Consider the following 16,043-nt stretch of genomic DNA (forward strand, 5'->3'; position numbering starts at 1 on the left):
CCCCCTCAGAACGTGCGAGCCCCCACCTCATCGCCGCGGTGAGGTCCGCCACAACGGTCGAAAGTCGACACCTGGTGGATCGGAAGGACTACGCCATTTCCCGGCCGACGACCTGGGCAGCCCAGCCGCGGGTAAGTACTGTCGTGGGGTGGGGATCTTCCGAAGAAAGCGCCCGGTGGCGGTCGCCCGCGAAGTGGTCCGGGATCACACCTACGACGACCCGATCGTCGACATCGCGGCCGAGGAGATGGACGCGGGCCACCTGCGCGCGGCCACGACCGTGCTCGCCGAGTGCCGCGACCAGCCGGAGCTGCGCGCGTTGCGGCTCGAGGTGCTGCGCGACCACGCCGTCGGCCACGCCGACGAGCTGCTGGAGCTCGCCAAGGGCAACACCGACCCCGACCTGTGGCTGCTGGCGGGAGCGTCGTTCATCGGCGAGGCGTGGGCCGTGCGCGGCACCGGCCGGGCCGAGGACATCGGCGAGGACCGGTTCAAGATGTTCTTCGCGACCCTGCGCAAGGCCGTGTCGCCGCTGCACGAGGCAGCGAACCTGCTGGAGCGCGACGCCGTGCCGTGGGCGCAGCTCCAGACCACCGGCATGGGGCTCCAGGTCGACCGGGGCCAGAAGGACGAGGTGTGGCGCGAGATCGTCGCGCGCTGCCCGACGCTGTACCCGGCGCACTGGGTGCGCGCGCAGATCCTGGCCCCCAAGTGGGGCGGGTCGACCGAGGAGATGATGGCGTTCGCCAAGGGCAGCGTGGACGCGGCCGCCCCCGGTGACCCGGTGGTCGCCATGTTGCCGCTGGCGCACTTCGAGGTGTTCCTGGAGAAGTTCGCCGAGGCCGTGCAGTCGCGCAGCGCGCTGAAGGTGGCGTCGCTGAAGATGCGGTACTTCGGCAAGGTCCACGAGGAGATCGCCGAGGCGGCGGACAAGTGGGCCATCGCCGTCCCGCGCGCCCACCCGCGGGCGTTGCAGGCGCACAACCTGTTCGCGGCCGCCTTCGCCCTGGCCGACGACGGCCCGCGCGCCAAGCGCCACCTGCTCGGCATGCGCGACCACGTGCACGACATCCCGTGGACCTACGTCGCCTACCTGGCCTCCGACGTGGAGAAGGAGTACTCGGAGCTGGCGAACAAGTACCTCTAGCTCGTCGCCCAGGTCGCCTCGGCCGGGTCGTCGGTGAGGGTGAACGCGAGCGTCGCGCCGGACCGGAGGGTCTCGACGTCGACCCACGCCTCGTCGCGGTCGGTGCCGTCCACGGTCAGGGCGCGCACGTACTGCAGCCGCGTCGGGTCCGCCCCCGGCGCCCGCACCTCCAGGTCGGCACCCGGCAGGTGGAGCACCGCGCGGGCGTAGCGGGGCGCGTGCAGCACGAACCGGCCGGTCCCCGGCACGACCGGGTACAGGCCGAGGGCGCTGAGCACGTACCAGGCGGACATCTGGCCGAGGTCGTCGTTGCCGGTGACGCCCGCGGGGCCGTCGACGAACAGGGTGTGGGCCGCGCGCACCACGGCCGAGGTCTTCCACGGCCTGCCGATGAGCGCGTACATCCACGGGACGTGCAGGTCGGGCTCGTTGTTGGGGTTGTAGCGGAACTGGTTGTAGTACTCGTACGGGCCGACGACCCACTTGTCGCGGGCGGTGCCCGCCGGGTCGGCGACCAGGTCGGGGTAGGCGAAGAAGTCGTCCAGCCTGGCCTCGGCCGCCTCCTGGCCGCCCAGGCGCTCCACCAGGCCGGGGACGTCCTGCTGGACCAGCCACTGGTACTGCCAGGCGGTGCCCTCGTGGAAGCCGTCGTCGCCCTGCGGGGTGAACGAGGGCAGCCAGCGGCCGTCGGCGAGCCTGGGGCGCGGGAAGCCGGTGAAGCCGCGGTCGGTCACGGTCGGGTCCCACAGGGTGCGGTGGTTGAGGCCGCGGGCCTCCAGCGCGGCGGCGTCCTCGTCGTGGCCCAACGCCTTCGCCATGATCGCCAGCGCCGAGTCGGCGAGGGCGTACTCGAGGGTGGCGGAGGCGCCGTGGTGCGGGTCGACGTCCTGGCCCTTGCGCGGGAAGTCCTTGTCGTACTGGACGAAACCGCGCGCGAGGTAGGTCGGGTTGCCCGCGCGGCCCTCGAACGGCGAGGACGCGCCGGGCACGCCGGTGGCGTTGCTCCGCAGGGCCGCGTAGGCCTGCTCCTGCATCCCCTCCAAGGCGCCGAAGCGCCAGAGGTCGACCAGGAACGGGGTGACCGGATCGCCGGTCATCGTGTTGGTCTCCTGGTTCGCGTACGCCCAGCGCGGCAGCCAGCCGCCCTGTTCGTGCACGGCGAGCAAGGACCGGGCGACGTCCCGCGCCCGCTCCGGTCGCAGCAGCGCGAGGAGCTGGTTGTGGCCGCGGTAGGTGTCCCAGAGCGAGAAGTACTCGTGGTAGGTCCACCCGTCCGCCTCGTGCACCTCCCGGTCGAAGCCCCGGTAGCGGCCGTCGACGTCGTTGCCCGTCAACGGTTGCAGCAGCACGTGGTAGAGCGCGGTGTAGAAGACCGTGCGGTCGACGGGGTCGTCGGTGTCGATCTCGACCGACCCGAGCTCCTCGCGCCACGCGGCCTCCGCGAGCGCGCGCAGCTCGTCGAACGACCTCCCGCGCGCCTCGGCCAGGTTCAGGTCGGCGCCCGCCGGGTCCACTTGGGACAGGGCGGTGGCCGCGGTGACCGGGCCGGGGTCGAAGCCCACCCACGCGCCGCGCAGACCGGACGCCCCCGAGGCGCCGCCCCAGATCCCGGAGGTCCGGAAAGGACGGTCGAACGTCGTGGTGAAGTGCGTGACGTACGGCTTGCCGCCGCAGAACGCCTGCGCCGTCACGGTTCCGGCCAGCGTGCGGTCGTCGACGACCCGGATCGCGCTGGCGAACACCGGCTCCTTGTCGTTGGCCTGGCCGACGTTCACCAGCACCGTGCCCGGCACGCCCTCGGGGAAGGTGAACCGCTCGACGCCGCAGCGCGGGGTCGCCGTGCACTCGACCTCGATGCCGCCCGCCAGCTCGACCCGGTAGTAGCCGGGCTTGCCGACCTCGCCGTCGTGGGAGTAGCGCGAGCCGTACAGCGCGTGGTCGAACGTCTTCGGCAGCGGACCGGTGACCGGCAGGATCGACACCAGCCCGCCCTGCTCCCAGCAGCCGGCGCCGGACAGGAAGAAGTGGCCGAACCCGCGGATCACCGGGTCGTCGTAGCGGTAGCCCGCGTAGTGCGACCCGATCGGGCTCGACTGGGCCTTGCCGAACGGCATCGAGGCGCCGGGGAACGTGTTCCCGTCGTCCTTGGTCCCGATGAACGTGTTCACGGCGGCGATCGGCTCGGCAGGGGTCACCCGGTCATTATCGTGATCCCGATCACCGGCGCCACCCGGCGGGACGTGGACCCCTGCTGACACCGTTGTCGACCGCCGCCCGCACCATTCGGTCTGCTGCGGATGGGCGCTTGACCTGCTTGACCGGTTCGGAACCGTTGACAGGAGGCGTGGGATCGGTGTGAAATGCCGCCACTATGACAACGTTGTCCGCGAGTGGTGCGCCCCCGATGGCGGGCGCGGCTGGGCGCAAGGTGCGTCGCGCGACCATGAACGACGTCGCACGGCTGGCAGGCGTCAGCATCAAGACCGTGTCCCGTGTCGTCAACGACGAGCCGGGGGTGCACCCGGCGACCGCCGAGCGCGTGCTCGCGGCCATCGACCAACTCGGTTTCCGCCGCAACCTCAGCGCGCGCAACCTGCGCCGCGGGTCGTCGACGGGCACGATCGGGCTGGTCCTCGAAGACGTCGCCAACCCCTTCTACTCCGGGGTCACCCGCGCCGTGGAGGAGATCTCCCGCCTGCGCGGCCGCCAGGTGATCACCGGCTCCTCCGACGAGGACCCGGCCCGTGAACGCGAGCTCGCGCTGGAGTTCTGCTCCCGCCGGGTCGACGGGCTGCTGATCGTGCCCGCCGGGCTCCAGCACGGCTACCTCGTGCCCGAGATGCGCGCGGGCACACCCGTGGTGTTCCTGGACCGGCCCGCGGGTGACGTCGTCGCCGACACCGTCCTGGTGGACAACATCGGCGGCACCATCGAGGCCGTGGCGCACCTCGCGGCGCACGGCCACCGGCGGATCGCCTTCCTCGGCGACGCCCCGGACATCTTCACCGCCAACGAACGCCTGCGCGGCTACCGCGAGGGCTGCGTCCGGTCGGGGGTCGGCTACCAGGAGGACCTGGTGGTCATGGGCCCGCACGACGAGCGCAGCATCGCCTCCGCGCTGCACCGGTTGAAGGGCTTCCGCGAGCCGCCGACGGCGCTGGTGGCGGGCAACAACCGGATCACCGTGCACGTGCTGCGCGCGCTCGCGAACGTCGTCGAGCGGCCCGCGCTGGTGGGCTTCGACGACTTCGAGCTCGCCGACCTGCTCTCCCCGCCGGTGAGCGTGATCGCGCACGACGCGAGCGCGCTCGGCAAGGCCGCCGGGGACCTCCTCTTCGCCCGACTCGACGGCGACAGCTCGCCACCGCGCCGCGTCGTGCTGCCGGTGCGCTTGGTACCACGTGGATCAGGGGAGGTTCGTGCGTGAGCTCCGGTGACAGACCAGTCCTACTACCGGCCAACCAGCCCAGGCAGTTCTACCGGGGTGGCGCGTCGATAGCGGCGCTGCGCGGTGACGCGTCGGCCGACTTCGGCCCGGAGGACTGGGTGGCGTCGACCACGACCCTCTACGGCCGCGACGACGCCGGGTTGACCGTGCTGCCGGACGGCACGCTGCTGCGCGACGCCGTGGCGGCCGACCCGACCGGGTGGCTGGGTGCCGCGCACGTGGCCGAGTTCGGGGCGGACACCGCGCTGCTGGTGAAGCTCCTGGACGCGGGGCAGCGGCTGCCGGTGCACTGCCACCCGTCCAACGCCTTCGCCTCGGCGCACCTCGGTTGCCGCCACGGCAAGACGGAGTCGTGGATCGTCGTCGGCACCAGCGGGCCGGAGCCGACCGTCTACATCGGATTCCGCGACGACGTGACCGACGAGCGGCTGGAGTCGTGGGTGGCCGCCCAGGACACCGACGAGATGCTCGCCGCGCTCAACCCGGTCCAGGTGGCCGCGGGCGACACGGTGTTCGTGCCCGCCGGGCTGCCGCACGCGATCGGCGAGGGCGTGTTCATCGTCGAGCTCCAGCAGCCGACGGACTTCTCGGTCACGTTGGAGTGGAAGGGATTCCTCGCCAACGCCGACATCGGCCACCTCGGGCTGGGCTACGACACGGCGCTGGAGTGCGTCGACCACTCCGGGTGGGCCAAGACGCTGGACTCGCTGATCCGCCGCACCGGTGGCGACCCGGCCGAGGTGGTGAACCTCTTCTCCGAGCAGGCCGACCCGTTCTTCCGGGCCGACCGGCTCCAGGTGAGCGGGTCGCTGGTCCTCGAACCGTCGTTCGCGGTGCTCGTGGTGCTCGACGGCGAGGGAACGCTCGGCGACGTGCCGCTGCGCAAGGGCAGCACGGTCGTCGTCCCGCACGGTGCTGGTGAGGAGGTGCTCAACGGTGAGCTCGTCGCGATCCGATGCAGGCCGCCGAGGGTGGCGGGGTAGTCAGGGAGCGCGGGGTGGCCGTGGCTGACCCGCTGCTGGACGCACGTGACCTGGTCAAGCACTACGGCGGCGTGGAAGCCCTGCGGGGAGCCTCGTTCACCGCGTACGCGGGTGAGGTCGTCTCGCTGATCGGCGACAACGGCGCGGGCAAGTCGACGCTGGTGAAGTGCCTGTCCGGCGTCGAACGGCCGGACTCCGGCACTGTGGCGTTCGACGGGCGACCGGTCGAGCTGGACTCGCCGGTCGCGGCGCGGGCGCTCGGCATCGAGACCGTGTTCCAGGACCTGGCCGTGGCTCCGGACCTGGACCCGGCCGCGAACCTGTTCCTGGGCAGGGAGCTGCGCAAGCCCGGTGTGCTCGGCTGGTTGGGCGTGCTGGACAAGAAGGAGATGCGGCGGCGGGCGATCGGGTCGTTCGACGACCTGGGCGTCACGCTGCAGAGCATCGACGTGCCGATCGGCTCGCTCTCGGGCGGGCAGCGGCAGAGCGTCGCGGTCGCCAGGTCCGTGGTGTGGGCCAGCAAGCTGGTCTTCATGGACGAGCCGACGGCCGCGCTCGGCGTGGTGCAGCGCGAACGCGTCCTCGACGTGATCCGCCGCGTCCGCGACCAGGGCATGGCCGTGGTGCTGATCAGCCACAACATGCCCGAGGTGCTGGCGGTGTCCGACCGCGTCGAGGTGCTGCGGCTCGGGAAGAGGGTGGCCCGGTTCCGGGCCGCCGACACGACCGTCGAGGAGCTGGTCGGCGCCATGACCGGCGCGCTCTCCCAGGAGGACGCCGGATGACGCCCCAGCGGAAGTCCCTCGCCAAGCGGCTCGTCGGCACCAACACGCTGTGGATCGCGCTGGTGCTGCTGCTCCTGATCGCGGTGTTCGGCGCGTTGCGGCCGGACGCGGTGCTCACCGTGTTCACCCTCCAGACCACGCTCGTGGAGACGTCGGTCCTGCTGGTGCTCGCGGTCGGCATGACGTTCGTGATCATCACGTCCGGGATCGACCTGTCCGTCGGGTCGGTGCTGGTGTTCTCCGGCGTCACGTCGGCGATGACGATGAACTCGCTCAACGGCGGCGACGCCACGAACGCGGGCTGGGGCGTGGTCGTGGTCGGGCTGCTGGTGGCGTTGGCCAGCGGCGCGGCCTGGGGCCTGCTCAACGGGCTGCTGATCGCGAAGGCCAAGATCCCGCCGCTGATCGTGACGCTGGGGTCGTTCGGTGCCGCGCTCGGCGCCGGGCAGCTGATCTCCAACGGCTCCAACGTGAGCGGCGTGCCGAACGTGCTGAGCAACAACCTCGGCACCGGCACGACGTTCGGCGTCCCCAACCTGGTGATCCTGGCGGCGGTGGTGACCGCGCTGGGCGCGCTGCTGCTGGGCACCACCAGGTTCGGGCGGCACACCTACGCGATCGGCTCCAACGAGGAGGCCGCCCGGCGGGTCGGCATCGGGGTCACCCGGCACCTGATGGCGGTCTACCTGCTGGCCGGTGTGCTCGCGGGGCTGGCCGGGTTCATGGCGATGGCGTACTTCCGGGTCGCGTCGGTCACCGGGCACGACACCGACAACCTCAACGCCATCGCGGGTGTGGTGCTCGGCGGCACGTCGCTGTTCGGCGGTGCCGGTTCGATCGTCGGGACGATCTTCGGCGTGTTCATCCCCGCGGTGCTGCGCAAGGGTTTCGTCATCGTGGGCGTCAACGTGTACTGGCAGCCGATCGCCGTGGCGATCGTGCTGGTGGCCGCGGTGTGGTTCGACCAGTCGCGCCGCAAGGCGCGAGACCGAAGCTAGGAGGAGAACGTGTCAAAGAGGACAGTTCGCACTCTGGGACTCGCCGCCGCGGCCCTGCTGCTGACGGCGTGCGGGAGCAGCGGGCAGATCGGCGACTCGGGGTCGACCAGCACGGCCAAGAAGATGGTGCTGATCCCCGGTGTGGCGGCCGAGCCGTTCTACATCTCGATGGAGTGCGGCTTCCGGGAGGCCGCGAAGTCCGCCGGGTACGAGGTGGACGTGCAGGCGCCCGCCAAGTTCGACGCGCCCCTGCAGACGCCGATCGTGACGGGCGTGCTGGCCAACAAGCCCGCGGCCGTGCTGATCGCGCCGACGGACGACAAGGCGCTGGCCGGGCCGATGAAGCAGCTCAAGGACGCCGGGATCAAGGTCGTCGAGGTGGACACCAAGCTCCAGGACACCTCGATCGCGTCGGCCACGATCTCGTCGAACAACGAGCAGGGCGGCGAGAAGGCGGCCGAGACCCTGGCGAAGCTGGTCGGCGACAAGCCGGGGTCGGTGCTGGTGCTCAACACCAAGGCGGGCACGTCGACCACCGACGCGCGGGCCAAGGGGTTCGAGACGGCGATCAAGAAGTACCCGAACCTGAAGTACCTGGGGCAGCAGTACACCGACAACGAGCCCGACCAGGCCGCGTCGAAGGTGACGGCGACGCTGTCGGCGAACCCGGACCTGATCGGCGTGTTCGCCACCAACCTGAACACCGGTGAGGGCGCGGCCACGGGTCTGCGCAACGCGGGCAAGACCGGTGCGGTCAACCTCGTCGGGTTCGACGCGAGCCCCAAGCAGGTGCAGGACCTGCAGGCAGGGGTGGTGCAGGCGCTGATCGCGCAGGACCCGGCGACCATCGGGAAGCTCGGGGTCGAGCGGGCCGTGGCCGCGATCGAGGGCAAGGAAGTCAAGAGGGACACCGAGACCGACCTGGTGGCCATCACCAAGGCCGACGCGTCGGCCAACGAGAAGTACTTCTACAAGCAGGCCTGCTGACGGGTGCCGGGGTGGGCCGGGGCGGCGAGGAAGCGCCCCGGCCCACCCCGACCGCCCTCGGGGTCGGGTAGTCGGTCGGTCGCACGGCGTGAGCGGCCGGAGTCTTGATGTGGTGCGACTTTCGTCGATCCGGTGACCGGTCGGTGCCCGCACCGCCTACGGTCCACGCATGACAGGGGTACGCGCGTTCGCCGTGGAAGCGGTGGACATCCGCAAGAGCTACGGCGAGCTGAAAGCGGTCGACGGGGTGTCGTTCACCGTCGACGAGGGGGAGTTCTTCGGGATCCTGGGGCCCAACGGCGCCGGGAAGACGACGACGCTCGAGATCGTGGAAGGACTGCGCGAACCCGACGCGGGCACGGTGGCGCTGCTGGGCGAGAGCCCGTGGCCGCGCAACCTCAAGCTGCTGCCGAGGGTCGGCGTGCAGCTGCAGGCGTCGAGCTTCTTCGAGAAGCTGACGGCGCGCGAGCAGCTGGAGACCTTCGGCTCGCTCTACGGGGTGAGCAAGTCGATCGTGGCCGACATGCTCGAGCTGGTCGGGCTGCTGGACAAGGCCGACGTGCAGGAGAACAAGCTGTCCGGCGGCCAGCGCCAGCGGCTGTCCATCGCCTGCGCGCTGGTGCACGACCCGGACGTCGTGTTCCTCGACGAGCCGACCGCCGCCCTGGACCCCCAGGCGCGGCGCAACCTCTGGGACGTGCTGCGGGCCATCCAGGCGCGCGGCAAGACCATCGTCTACACGACGCACTACCTGGACGAGGCCGAGATCCTCTGCGACCGGGTCGCGATCATGGACCGGGGCCGGGTGCTGGCGATGGACTCGCCCGCCGCGCTCGTCCGCGGCCTGGACGCGCCGACCCGGATCACCCTGCAGCCCGGCGCTCTGCCCGCCGAGACCGCCCGCGGGATCGAGGGCGTCGACGACGTGCACGAGGAGGACGCGTCGATGACGATCTCCACGCGCAAGCCCGCCGTGGTGCTGTCGGCCCTGGCCGAGCGCGGCGCGCTCGACGGCCTCCAGGTGCGGACCGCGACCCTCGAGGACGTCTTCCTCGACCTCACCGGACGGGAGTACCGGGCATGAGCACCGCGTTCAAGAGCCTGTCCGTGGCGATGGTCAAGGGGTTCCTGAGGGACCGGATGGCCCTGTTCTTCATGTTCGTGTTCCCGCTGATGTTCCTGGTGGTCTTCGGGCTGCTGTTCCGGGACTCCGGCGCGGACAAGATCAAGCTGGCCGTGGTCGGCGACGGGCCGGTGGTGGCCGCGCTGGAGCGGACCGGGGCCGTGGAGGTGCAGCGGTTCGACGACCAGCAGGCCGCCGTCGACAAGGTCAAGGACGGCGACCTGCCCGCCGCGCTCATCCTCAGCGGCAACGACGTCCGGCTGCGGTTCGCCGCCAGCGACCAGGTCGCGGCGGGCACCGTGAACGGGCTCGTGTCCGGCGTGGTCGACAAGGTCAACCTCGGCGCCACCGGACAGCCGCCCGCGTTCAGGCTGGACCAGCAGCCGGTCGAGGACGCCTCGCTCAAGCCGATCCAGTACCTGACGCCCGGCATCCTGTCCTGGGGCGTGTCGATCTCCGCGGTGTTCGGGTCCGCGCTGACGCTGGTGTCGTGGCGCAAGAAGCAGGTGCTGCGCCGCATCCGGCTGGCCCCGATCAGCGCGTTCACCGTCCTGACCTCCAGGGTCGTGGTCAGCGTGGGTGTGGCGGTGCTCCAGGCGGCGCTGTTCGTGGCCGTCGCGTCGACCCCGCCGTTCGGGCTCAAGCTGTCCGGCGACTGGTACCCGGCGCTGCCTCTGCTCGTGCTGGGCACCCTGGCGTTCTTCGCGATCGGCATGCTGGTCGGCGCGTTCTGCAAGTCGGAGGAGGCCGCGAGCGGCGCGGCGAACATGCTCGTGCTGCCGATGTCGTTCCTGTCCGGCACGTTCTTCCCGATCGAGAACGCGCCCGGCTGGCTCCAGGCGGTGTCGAAGGTGCTGCCGCTGCGGCACATGAACGACGGGATGCTCGACATCCTGGTGCGCGGCAAGGGGATCGGCGCGCTCGTCGTGCCGTCCGCGGTGCTGGTCGGCTTCACGCTCGTGGTCGGCTTCGTCGCCTCCCGCGTGTTCCGCTGGGAGGACTGACCCCGAGGGGCTGGTGAGCGCGCTCACGCCGCACAATGGACGGCATGCTCACCAGCTCCGTCGGTCGCTTCCGCCTGCTCGCGATGGCCGAGGCGGTGTCCTGGGCCGGTCTGCTGATCGGCATGCTCTTCAAGTACGCGCTGGTCGAGAACGAGATCGGTGTGAAGGTCTTCGGGCCGATCCACGGTGTGGTCTTCGTCGGGTACGTCGTCGCCGCGCTGTTCGCGAGCGTCCAGCTGCGCTGGGAGCGGCGCACCGCGTTCCTCGCGCTGCTGGCGAGCATCCCGCCGTTCGGCACGGTCGTGTTCGAGCGCTGGGCTGGCCGGACCGGCAGGTTGGACGGTCAGGCGGGCGCCGAGGACAGCGCCGCCTGAGCCCGGCGGATCTCGTACTCCGGGTCCCCGGAGTGGTAGACCTGCTCGCTCTCCTCGATGTTCGCCTGGAACTCCCGGTAGCGGACCGCGTTGAACACGTGCACCAGCGGGATCGCCAGCTCCAGCGCGGCGGCGGGGTCGCTGTCCGGCACGTGCTCCAGCCAGGCCGCCGTCCACACCTCGGCGAGCAGCGGCCGGATCTCCGGCACGAGGTAGGTCCACAGCCGCGCCGCGTCCAGCGCCGGGTGCCCCCAGTGCGCGTCGGCCCAGTCGATCACCTGGTGGGTGGTGCCGTCGGACTGCCAGTTGCCGGGGTGGAAGTCCCCGTGCAGCAGCGTCGCGGGCAGCCCGGTGCCGAGCAGCGCGTCCGCCCGTTCGCGGGAGCCGTCGACCTCGGGTGACCAGTTCGGCACCTCCGGCAGGCCGGGGTGCCGCTCGCCCGCGAGCGCCGCCTGGACCGCCACCAGCCTCGGCACCACCGACCGGATCTGCTCCGGCGTGGGCGCCCAGCAGGGCGCGCCGGGGGCGTCCGCCAGCAGCACCCGCAGCGGCGCGGTCGCGACCACCTCGGGCACCAGGGTCGGGTCCAGCCCGGACACCAGCCGCAGCGCGATCGGCTCGGCGGCGAAGAACGGCGGCAGGGCCTTGACCCACACCCGTCCGGCGCCGGTCTCGATCCAGAACACGCAGGACAGGTTCCACGTCTTCTTCTGCCGCACCTCACCCGTCCTGGTGACGTGCTCCCCGGCCCACGCCAGCAGCTCGGCCGGCCCACCGGGTTTCGCCCACGGCAGCCGCAGCGGGGTGTCCGGGAACGCGTGGACGGGCTCGGTGACCAGCGCGCTCCGGTCCGGCTCCCCGTGCGCCTCCACCTGGTAGGTCGCTGTGCCCCCGTGGGTGCCCTCGCCGACGCCCTCCACCAGGCGCAGCACGCTCGTCGGCACCCCCAGCACCCGTTCCAGGTGCTCGGTCACCAGTTCGACGTCCGACCACCACCGGCTCCCCACGGTGAACGGCCCGAGGGCTCCCGCGTACTCGCCGCCGACCGTGACCAGGGCTATGACCTCGCGCATCCGCACAGGGTGGCCGAACCGCCCCCGGCCGCGCGACGCATTTAGTCCTCGAAGTCCCCGACCGCCCGCCGCACCTTCGCCAGCAGGTCGGTCAGCTGCTCGGTCTGCCGGTCGGTCAGCCCCCGCAGCCCGAAGTCCACCCCGGTCACCGCCTCGGTCGCGACCTCCCGCCGCGTCCGCCCCGCCTCGGTGATCTCGACCAGCGTCGTGCGCCGGTCGGTCGGGTGCGGGTTGCGCCGCACCAGCCCGTCGGCCTCCAACCGGTCCACGATGTTGGTCACGCTCGTCGGGTGCAGCTGCAACCGCTCACCCATCACCCGCATCGGCAGGCTGCCCACCTTGGAGAACGTCAACAGCACCAGCGCCTCGTACCGCGCGAACGTCAACCCGTGCGGCTTCAGCGCCGCGTCGACAGCCGACTGGATGATTTGCTGTACCCGCATGACGCTCGTGACCGCCGCCATCGAAGTCGCCGGTCCGATCCGCTTCTCCCACAGCTCGGCCGCTCGTGCGATCGGGTCGAAAGGCAGTGGCTGGGGCGTCATGGCGCCGAAGCTACCAGTGGGTACTAGTGACAGGTCCAGGAGGCACGCGTGCTCATCGCGTTCAGCGTCAGTCCACTCGGCGGCGACTCCGACAGCGTCGCCAAGGCGGTCGCCGAAGCAGTCCGAGTCGTCCGCGACTCCGGCCTGCCCAACGAGACCAACGCCATGTTCACCCTCGTCGAAGGCGACTGGGACGAAGTCATGGCAGTCGTCAAACGCGCAACCGAAGCCATCCAATCCACCGCCCCCCGCGTCAGCCTCGTCCTCAAAGCCGACATCCGCCCCGGCTTCACCGGCCAACTCACCGCCAAGGTCGCCCGAGTGGAAGCCCACCTCAACAACGACCCCACCTGACCAGAAACCACAACCCGGCAACGAGCAACCAGCCACTAACCAATGGTCAGCTGCCCAACAACGCTGGAAGCGGCCAACAAGCGGCCCAACCCAGCTGGAAGCGAGCGGTGCTCGTCCGCTAGTGCGGTCGGCTTGACTTGGGGTTTTTGGGCTTAAAATCGGTCGGCGGGCAGGCTCTACCACCTGCCCTTTTTCGCCCGACGAAGCCCAAAAAAGGGGCCCCAAGTCAAGCCGACCGCACCCAGGTCCGCTGTAGCGATACCCCCGTAGTCCGTGGAAGCGACACTCCCGAAGACCACCACACCGACACCCCCACAGCAGCTCAAACATCCCCCTGTGACCCCCAACACCATCCCCTCCAACCCAATGGCGCCCAATAGTCGGACGTCCTACTATCCAATGCATCGACGACGATGCGGAGACCGCCATGCCAGCTCCCGGTTACGACGCCGACCACGCCGACCACCAGGCCGGCCACCGGCGCTGGCAGGACGCCTACGCCAAGGCCGAGTCCACCGGCCGGGTGCGCGACGCCGACTTCACCACCCTCTCCGGTGTCGAGGTCGACCCCGTCTACGGTCCTCGTCCCGGTGAGACCGTCGAGGGTTTCGAGCGCATCGGCTGGCCGGGCGAGTTCCCGTTCACCCGCGGCCTGCACGCCACCGGGTACCGCGGCAAGAACTGGACCATCCGCCAGTTCGCGGGCTTCGGCAACGCCGAGCAGACCAACGAGCGCTACAAGATGATCCTGGCGCGCGGCGGTGGCGGTCTCTCGGTCGCGTTCGACATGCCCACGTTGATGGGCAAGGACTCCGACGACCCGCGCTCGCTCGGCGAGGTCGGCCACTGCGGCGTGGCGATCGACTCCGCCGCGGACATGGACGTCCTGTTCGGCGACATCCCGCTGGAGCGGGTCACCACGTCGATGACCATCTCCGGCCCCGCCGTCCCGGTCTTCGTGATGTACCTCGTCGCCGCCGAACGCCAGGGCGCGGACATCTCCAAGCTCAACGGCACGTTGCAGACGGACATCTTCAAGGAGTACATCGCCCAGAAGGAGTGGCTGTTCGCCCCCGAGCCGCACCTGCGGCTGATCGGCGACCTGATGGCGTACTGCCAGGACAACATCCCGGCGTACAAGCCGCTTTCCGTGTCGGGGTACCACATCCGCGAGGCCGGTGCGACGGCCGCGCAGGAGCTGGCGTTCACGCTCGCCGACGGTTTCGGCTACGTCGAGCTGGGTCTGTCGCGGGGTCTCGACATCGAGAAGTTCGCGCCGGGCCTGAGCTTCTTCTTCGACTCGCACCTCGACTTCTTCGAGGAGATCGCGAAGTTCCGCGCCGCCAGGCGGATCTGGGCCCGGTGGATGCGCGACGTGTACGGCGCCACGACGGCGAAGGCGCAGCAGCTCCGGTTCCACACCCAGACCGCGGGTGTCTCGCTGACCGCCCAGCAGCCCGACAACAACATCGTCCGCACCGCCGTCGAAGCGCTCGCCGCCGTCCTCGGCGGCACGAACTCGTTGCACACCAATGCTTTGGACGAGGTGCTCGCACTGCCGAGCGAGAAGGCCGCCCAGATCGCGCTGCGCACCCAGCAGGTGATCATGGAGGAGACCGGCGTCGCCAACGTCGCCGACCCGCTCGGCGGCTCCTGGTACGTCGAGGCGCTCACCGACAAGATCGAGGCCGAGGCCGAGAAGATCTTCGACCGGATCAAGGACATGGCCGCCGTCGCCGTCCCGTCCGGCGAGCACGAGATCGGCGAGATGACGTCCGGCATCCTGCGCGGCATCGAGGACGGCTGGTTCACCGGCGAGACCGCCGACTCGGCGTTCACCTACCAGGTCGCATTGGAGAAGGGCGACAAGAAGGTCGTCGGCGTCAACGTCCACACCGAGTCCATCTCCGAGAACCTGGAGATCCTCCGCGTCAGCCACGAGGTCGAACGCGAGCAGAACCGCGTCCTCGCCGCCCGCCGCGCCTCCCGCGACCAGACCGCCGTCGACCGCGCGCTGGCGCGGATGGTCGAGGTCGCCCGCGGTTCCGGCAACCTCATCGAACCGATGCTCGAAGCCGCCCGCGTAGAAGCCACGCTCGGCGAGATCTGCGACGTCCTCAAGGAGGAGTGGGGCGGCTACACCGAGCCCGCCCGCTTCTGACGAGCGCCGTTCGTTGTGCCATTGTTGATGGTCCACAACGTTGACAGGAGCTCACATGCGAACGATCCTCGGTTTCGCGGTGCTGTTCGCGCTCGCCGGTTGCGCGGGCGGCGGAACCGGCGGATCTCCTTCCACCACACCGACCCCGCCTTCGGAAACCACCACGACGACCTCCGCCCCGTCGGGCGATCTCGACGTGTCGCTGGAGAAGGGGCGCGGGGTCGCCCTGGACAACACCGGCGCCTGGTACGTCCACGGTGGATCGTTCGACTTCAGCATCGTGATCGCCGGGGAGTCTTCTGGCGAGGTGCTAGCCGTCGCCGTCACACTGCCCCTGCCGCAGTTGGACGTCACCACCACCGACGGCGACGGCTGGTCGTGCCAGGACAGCGACACCGGCCTGCTGTGCACAAACGCCACCAACGGCAAGTGGTCCCCCTTGAAGGTGACCTCCAGCGTCAAGGAAACCGCACGGGGCACCATCACCGCCAAAGCAACCGGCCCCGGCACAGGCGAAGCCAGCACCGAAATCGCCCTCGACACCAGCAGCTAACACCCCAAGCCCGCCCGCCTAGCCAGCCACCAACCCAACGACGCTGGAAGCAGCACACAAGCGGCCCATCGACGCTGGAACCAAAGCCAACGGCCCACGACGCTGGATGCGACAAGCCGCCTTACCCAACGATGCTGGAAGCGAGCATGCTCGTCCGCTCGTGCGGTCGGCTTGACTTGGGGTTTTTGGGCTTAGACTTGCGGCGGCGGGCAGGCTCTACCACCTGCCCTTTTTCGCCCGACGAAGCCCAAAAAAGGGGCCCCAAGTCAAGCCGACCGCACCCGGAGACAGCTGTAGCGACACCCCCGGAGTCCGCTGCACCGACACCCCCCAGAGTCCGCGGCACCGTCACCGTGCGCCCCCCACCACCCCCACCGCCGAACACCCAATACCAGAACTCCCCACCCCGCGGGAGACACGGTCCGGTGAACTCCCGGTGCTCGTGCGGCGCAATCCTGTGCCACTCCACCCGGTCCGTGCACCGGCCCTCACCCGCTCGTGCCAGGAT

General features: G+C 70.4%; 15 protein-coding genes. 12 read left to right on the forward strand and 3 right to left on the reverse strand.

Annotation, left to right across the window (positions count from 1 at the left end; genetic code table 11):
• Positions 1-148 precede the first annotated feature (148 nt).
• Positions 149-1,147, forward strand: a complete 999-nt coding sequence (locus CLV43_RS40845; protein ID WP_245887372.1) for a hypothetical protein — start codon at positions 149-151, stop codon at positions 1,145-1,147.
• On the opposite strand, the gene CLV43_RS40850 is transcribed toward CLV43_RS40845, so the two are convergent.
• Positions 1,144-3,342, reverse strand: coding sequence for a GH92 family glycosyl hydrolase (locus CLV43_RS40850; protein WP_245887374.1), 2,199 nt, complete (start codon positions 3,340-3,342; stop codon positions 1,144-1,146). The genes CLV43_RS40845 and CLV43_RS40850 overlap by 4 nt on opposite strands.
• 248 nt (positions 3,343-3,590) lie before the next feature.
• On the opposite strand from CLV43_RS40850, the gene CLV43_RS40855 reads away from it, so the two are divergent.
• The 8 genes from CLV43_RS40855 (at position 3,591) to CLV43_RS40890 (ending at position 10,849) form a co-directional block, all read left to right on the forward strand.
• Positions 3,591-4,574, forward strand: coding sequence for a LacI family DNA-binding transcriptional regulator (locus tag CLV43_RS40855; RefSeq protein ID WP_106195374.1), 984 nt, complete (start codon positions 3,591-3,593; stop codon positions 4,572-4,574).
• Entirely contained in the window at positions 4,571-5,578 is a 1,008-nt protein-coding gene (locus CLV43_RS40860) for a class I mannose-6-phosphate isomerase (protein ID WP_106195270.1), read from the forward strand. The genes CLV43_RS40855 and CLV43_RS40860 overlap by 4 nt, the downstream gene beginning before the upstream one ends.
• A gap of 20 nt (positions 5,579-5,598) precedes the next feature.
• On the forward strand, positions 5,599-6,363 hold the full coding sequence (locus CLV43_RS40865) for an ATP-binding cassette domain-containing protein (RefSeq protein WP_106195377.1): 765 nt from the start codon (positions 5,599-5,601) through the stop codon (positions 6,361-6,363).
• The gene (locus tag CLV43_RS40870) at positions 6,360-7,361 is read left to right on the forward strand and encodes an ABC transporter permease (RefSeq protein WP_106195273.1); all 1,002 of its coding nucleotides are present in this window, start codon (positions 6,360-6,362) and stop codon (positions 7,359-7,361) included. The genes CLV43_RS40865 and CLV43_RS40870 overlap by 4 nt, the downstream gene beginning before the upstream one ends.
• 9 nt (positions 7,362-7,370) lie before the next feature.
• On the forward strand, positions 7,371-8,348 hold the full coding sequence (locus tag CLV43_RS40875) for an ABC transporter substrate-binding protein (protein ID WP_106195276.1): 978 nt from the start codon (positions 7,371-7,373) through the stop codon (positions 8,346-8,348).
• Between the two features lie 169 nt (positions 8,349-8,517).
• On the forward strand, positions 8,518-9,432 hold the full coding sequence (locus CLV43_RS40880; protein ID WP_106195279.1) for an ABC transporter ATP-binding protein: 915 nt from the start codon (positions 8,518-8,520) through the stop codon (positions 9,430-9,432).
• Positions 9,429-10,475 carry an ABC transporter permease gene (locus CLV43_RS40885; RefSeq protein ID WP_106195282.1) on the forward strand — a complete coding sequence of 349 codons (1,047 nt, stop codon included), beginning with the start codon at positions 9,429-9,431 and terminating at the stop codon, positions 10,473-10,475. Before CLV43_RS40880 ends, CLV43_RS40885 begins: the two co-directional genes overlap by 4 nt.
• Before the next feature lie 44 nt (positions 10,476-10,519).
• Entirely contained in the window at positions 10,520-10,849 is a 330-nt protein-coding gene (locus CLV43_RS40890; RefSeq protein ID WP_106195380.1) for a DUF3817 domain-containing protein, read from the forward strand.
• Here CLV43_RS40890 and CLV43_RS40895 read toward each other — a convergent pair.
• On the reverse strand, positions 10,819-11,922 hold the full coding sequence (locus tag CLV43_RS40895; RefSeq protein ID WP_106195285.1) for an aminoglycoside phosphotransferase family protein: 1,104 nt from the start codon (positions 11,920-11,922) through the stop codon (positions 10,819-10,821). The two genes, CLV43_RS40890 and CLV43_RS40895, sit on opposite strands and share 31 nt — an antisense overlap.
• Positions 11,923-11,963: 41 nt before the next feature.
• Positions 11,964-12,467 (reverse strand): MarR family winged helix-turn-helix transcriptional regulator, encoded by a 504-nt coding sequence (locus CLV43_RS40900; protein WP_106195288.1) that lies wholly within the window; start codon positions 12,465-12,467, stop codon positions 11,964-11,966.
• Between the two features lie 48 nt (positions 12,468-12,515).
• Here CLV43_RS40900 and CLV43_RS40905 point away from each other — a divergent pair, with 48 nt between their 5' ends.
• The 3 genes from CLV43_RS40905 (at position 12,516) to CLV43_RS40915 (ending at position 15,535) form a co-directional block, all read left to right on the forward strand.
• Positions 12,516-12,821 (forward strand): MTH1187 family thiamine-binding protein, encoded by a 306-nt coding sequence (locus CLV43_RS40905; protein WP_106195291.1) that lies wholly within the window; start codon positions 12,516-12,518, stop codon positions 12,819-12,821.
• Positions 12,822-13,248: 427 nt separating this feature from the next.
• Positions 13,249-14,982: a coenzyme B12-dependent isobutyryl-CoA mutase large subunit gene (gene icmA, locus CLV43_RS40910; protein WP_106195294.1), complete on the forward strand. Its 1,734-nt coding sequence runs from the start codon at positions 13,249-13,251 to the stop codon at positions 14,980-14,982.
• 55 nt (positions 14,983-15,037) lie between these two features.
• Positions 15,038-15,535 carry a hypothetical protein gene (locus CLV43_RS40915; RefSeq protein WP_106195297.1) on the forward strand — a complete coding sequence of 166 codons (498 nt, stop codon included), beginning with the start codon at positions 15,038-15,040 and terminating at the stop codon, positions 15,533-15,535.
• Positions 15,536-16,043 lie beyond the last annotated feature (508 nt).

The sequence above is a fragment of the Umezawaea tangerina genome, assembly GCF_003002815.1.
Lineage (GTDB): Bacteria > Actinomycetota > Actinomycetes > Mycobacteriales > Pseudonocardiaceae > Umezawaea > Umezawaea tangerina.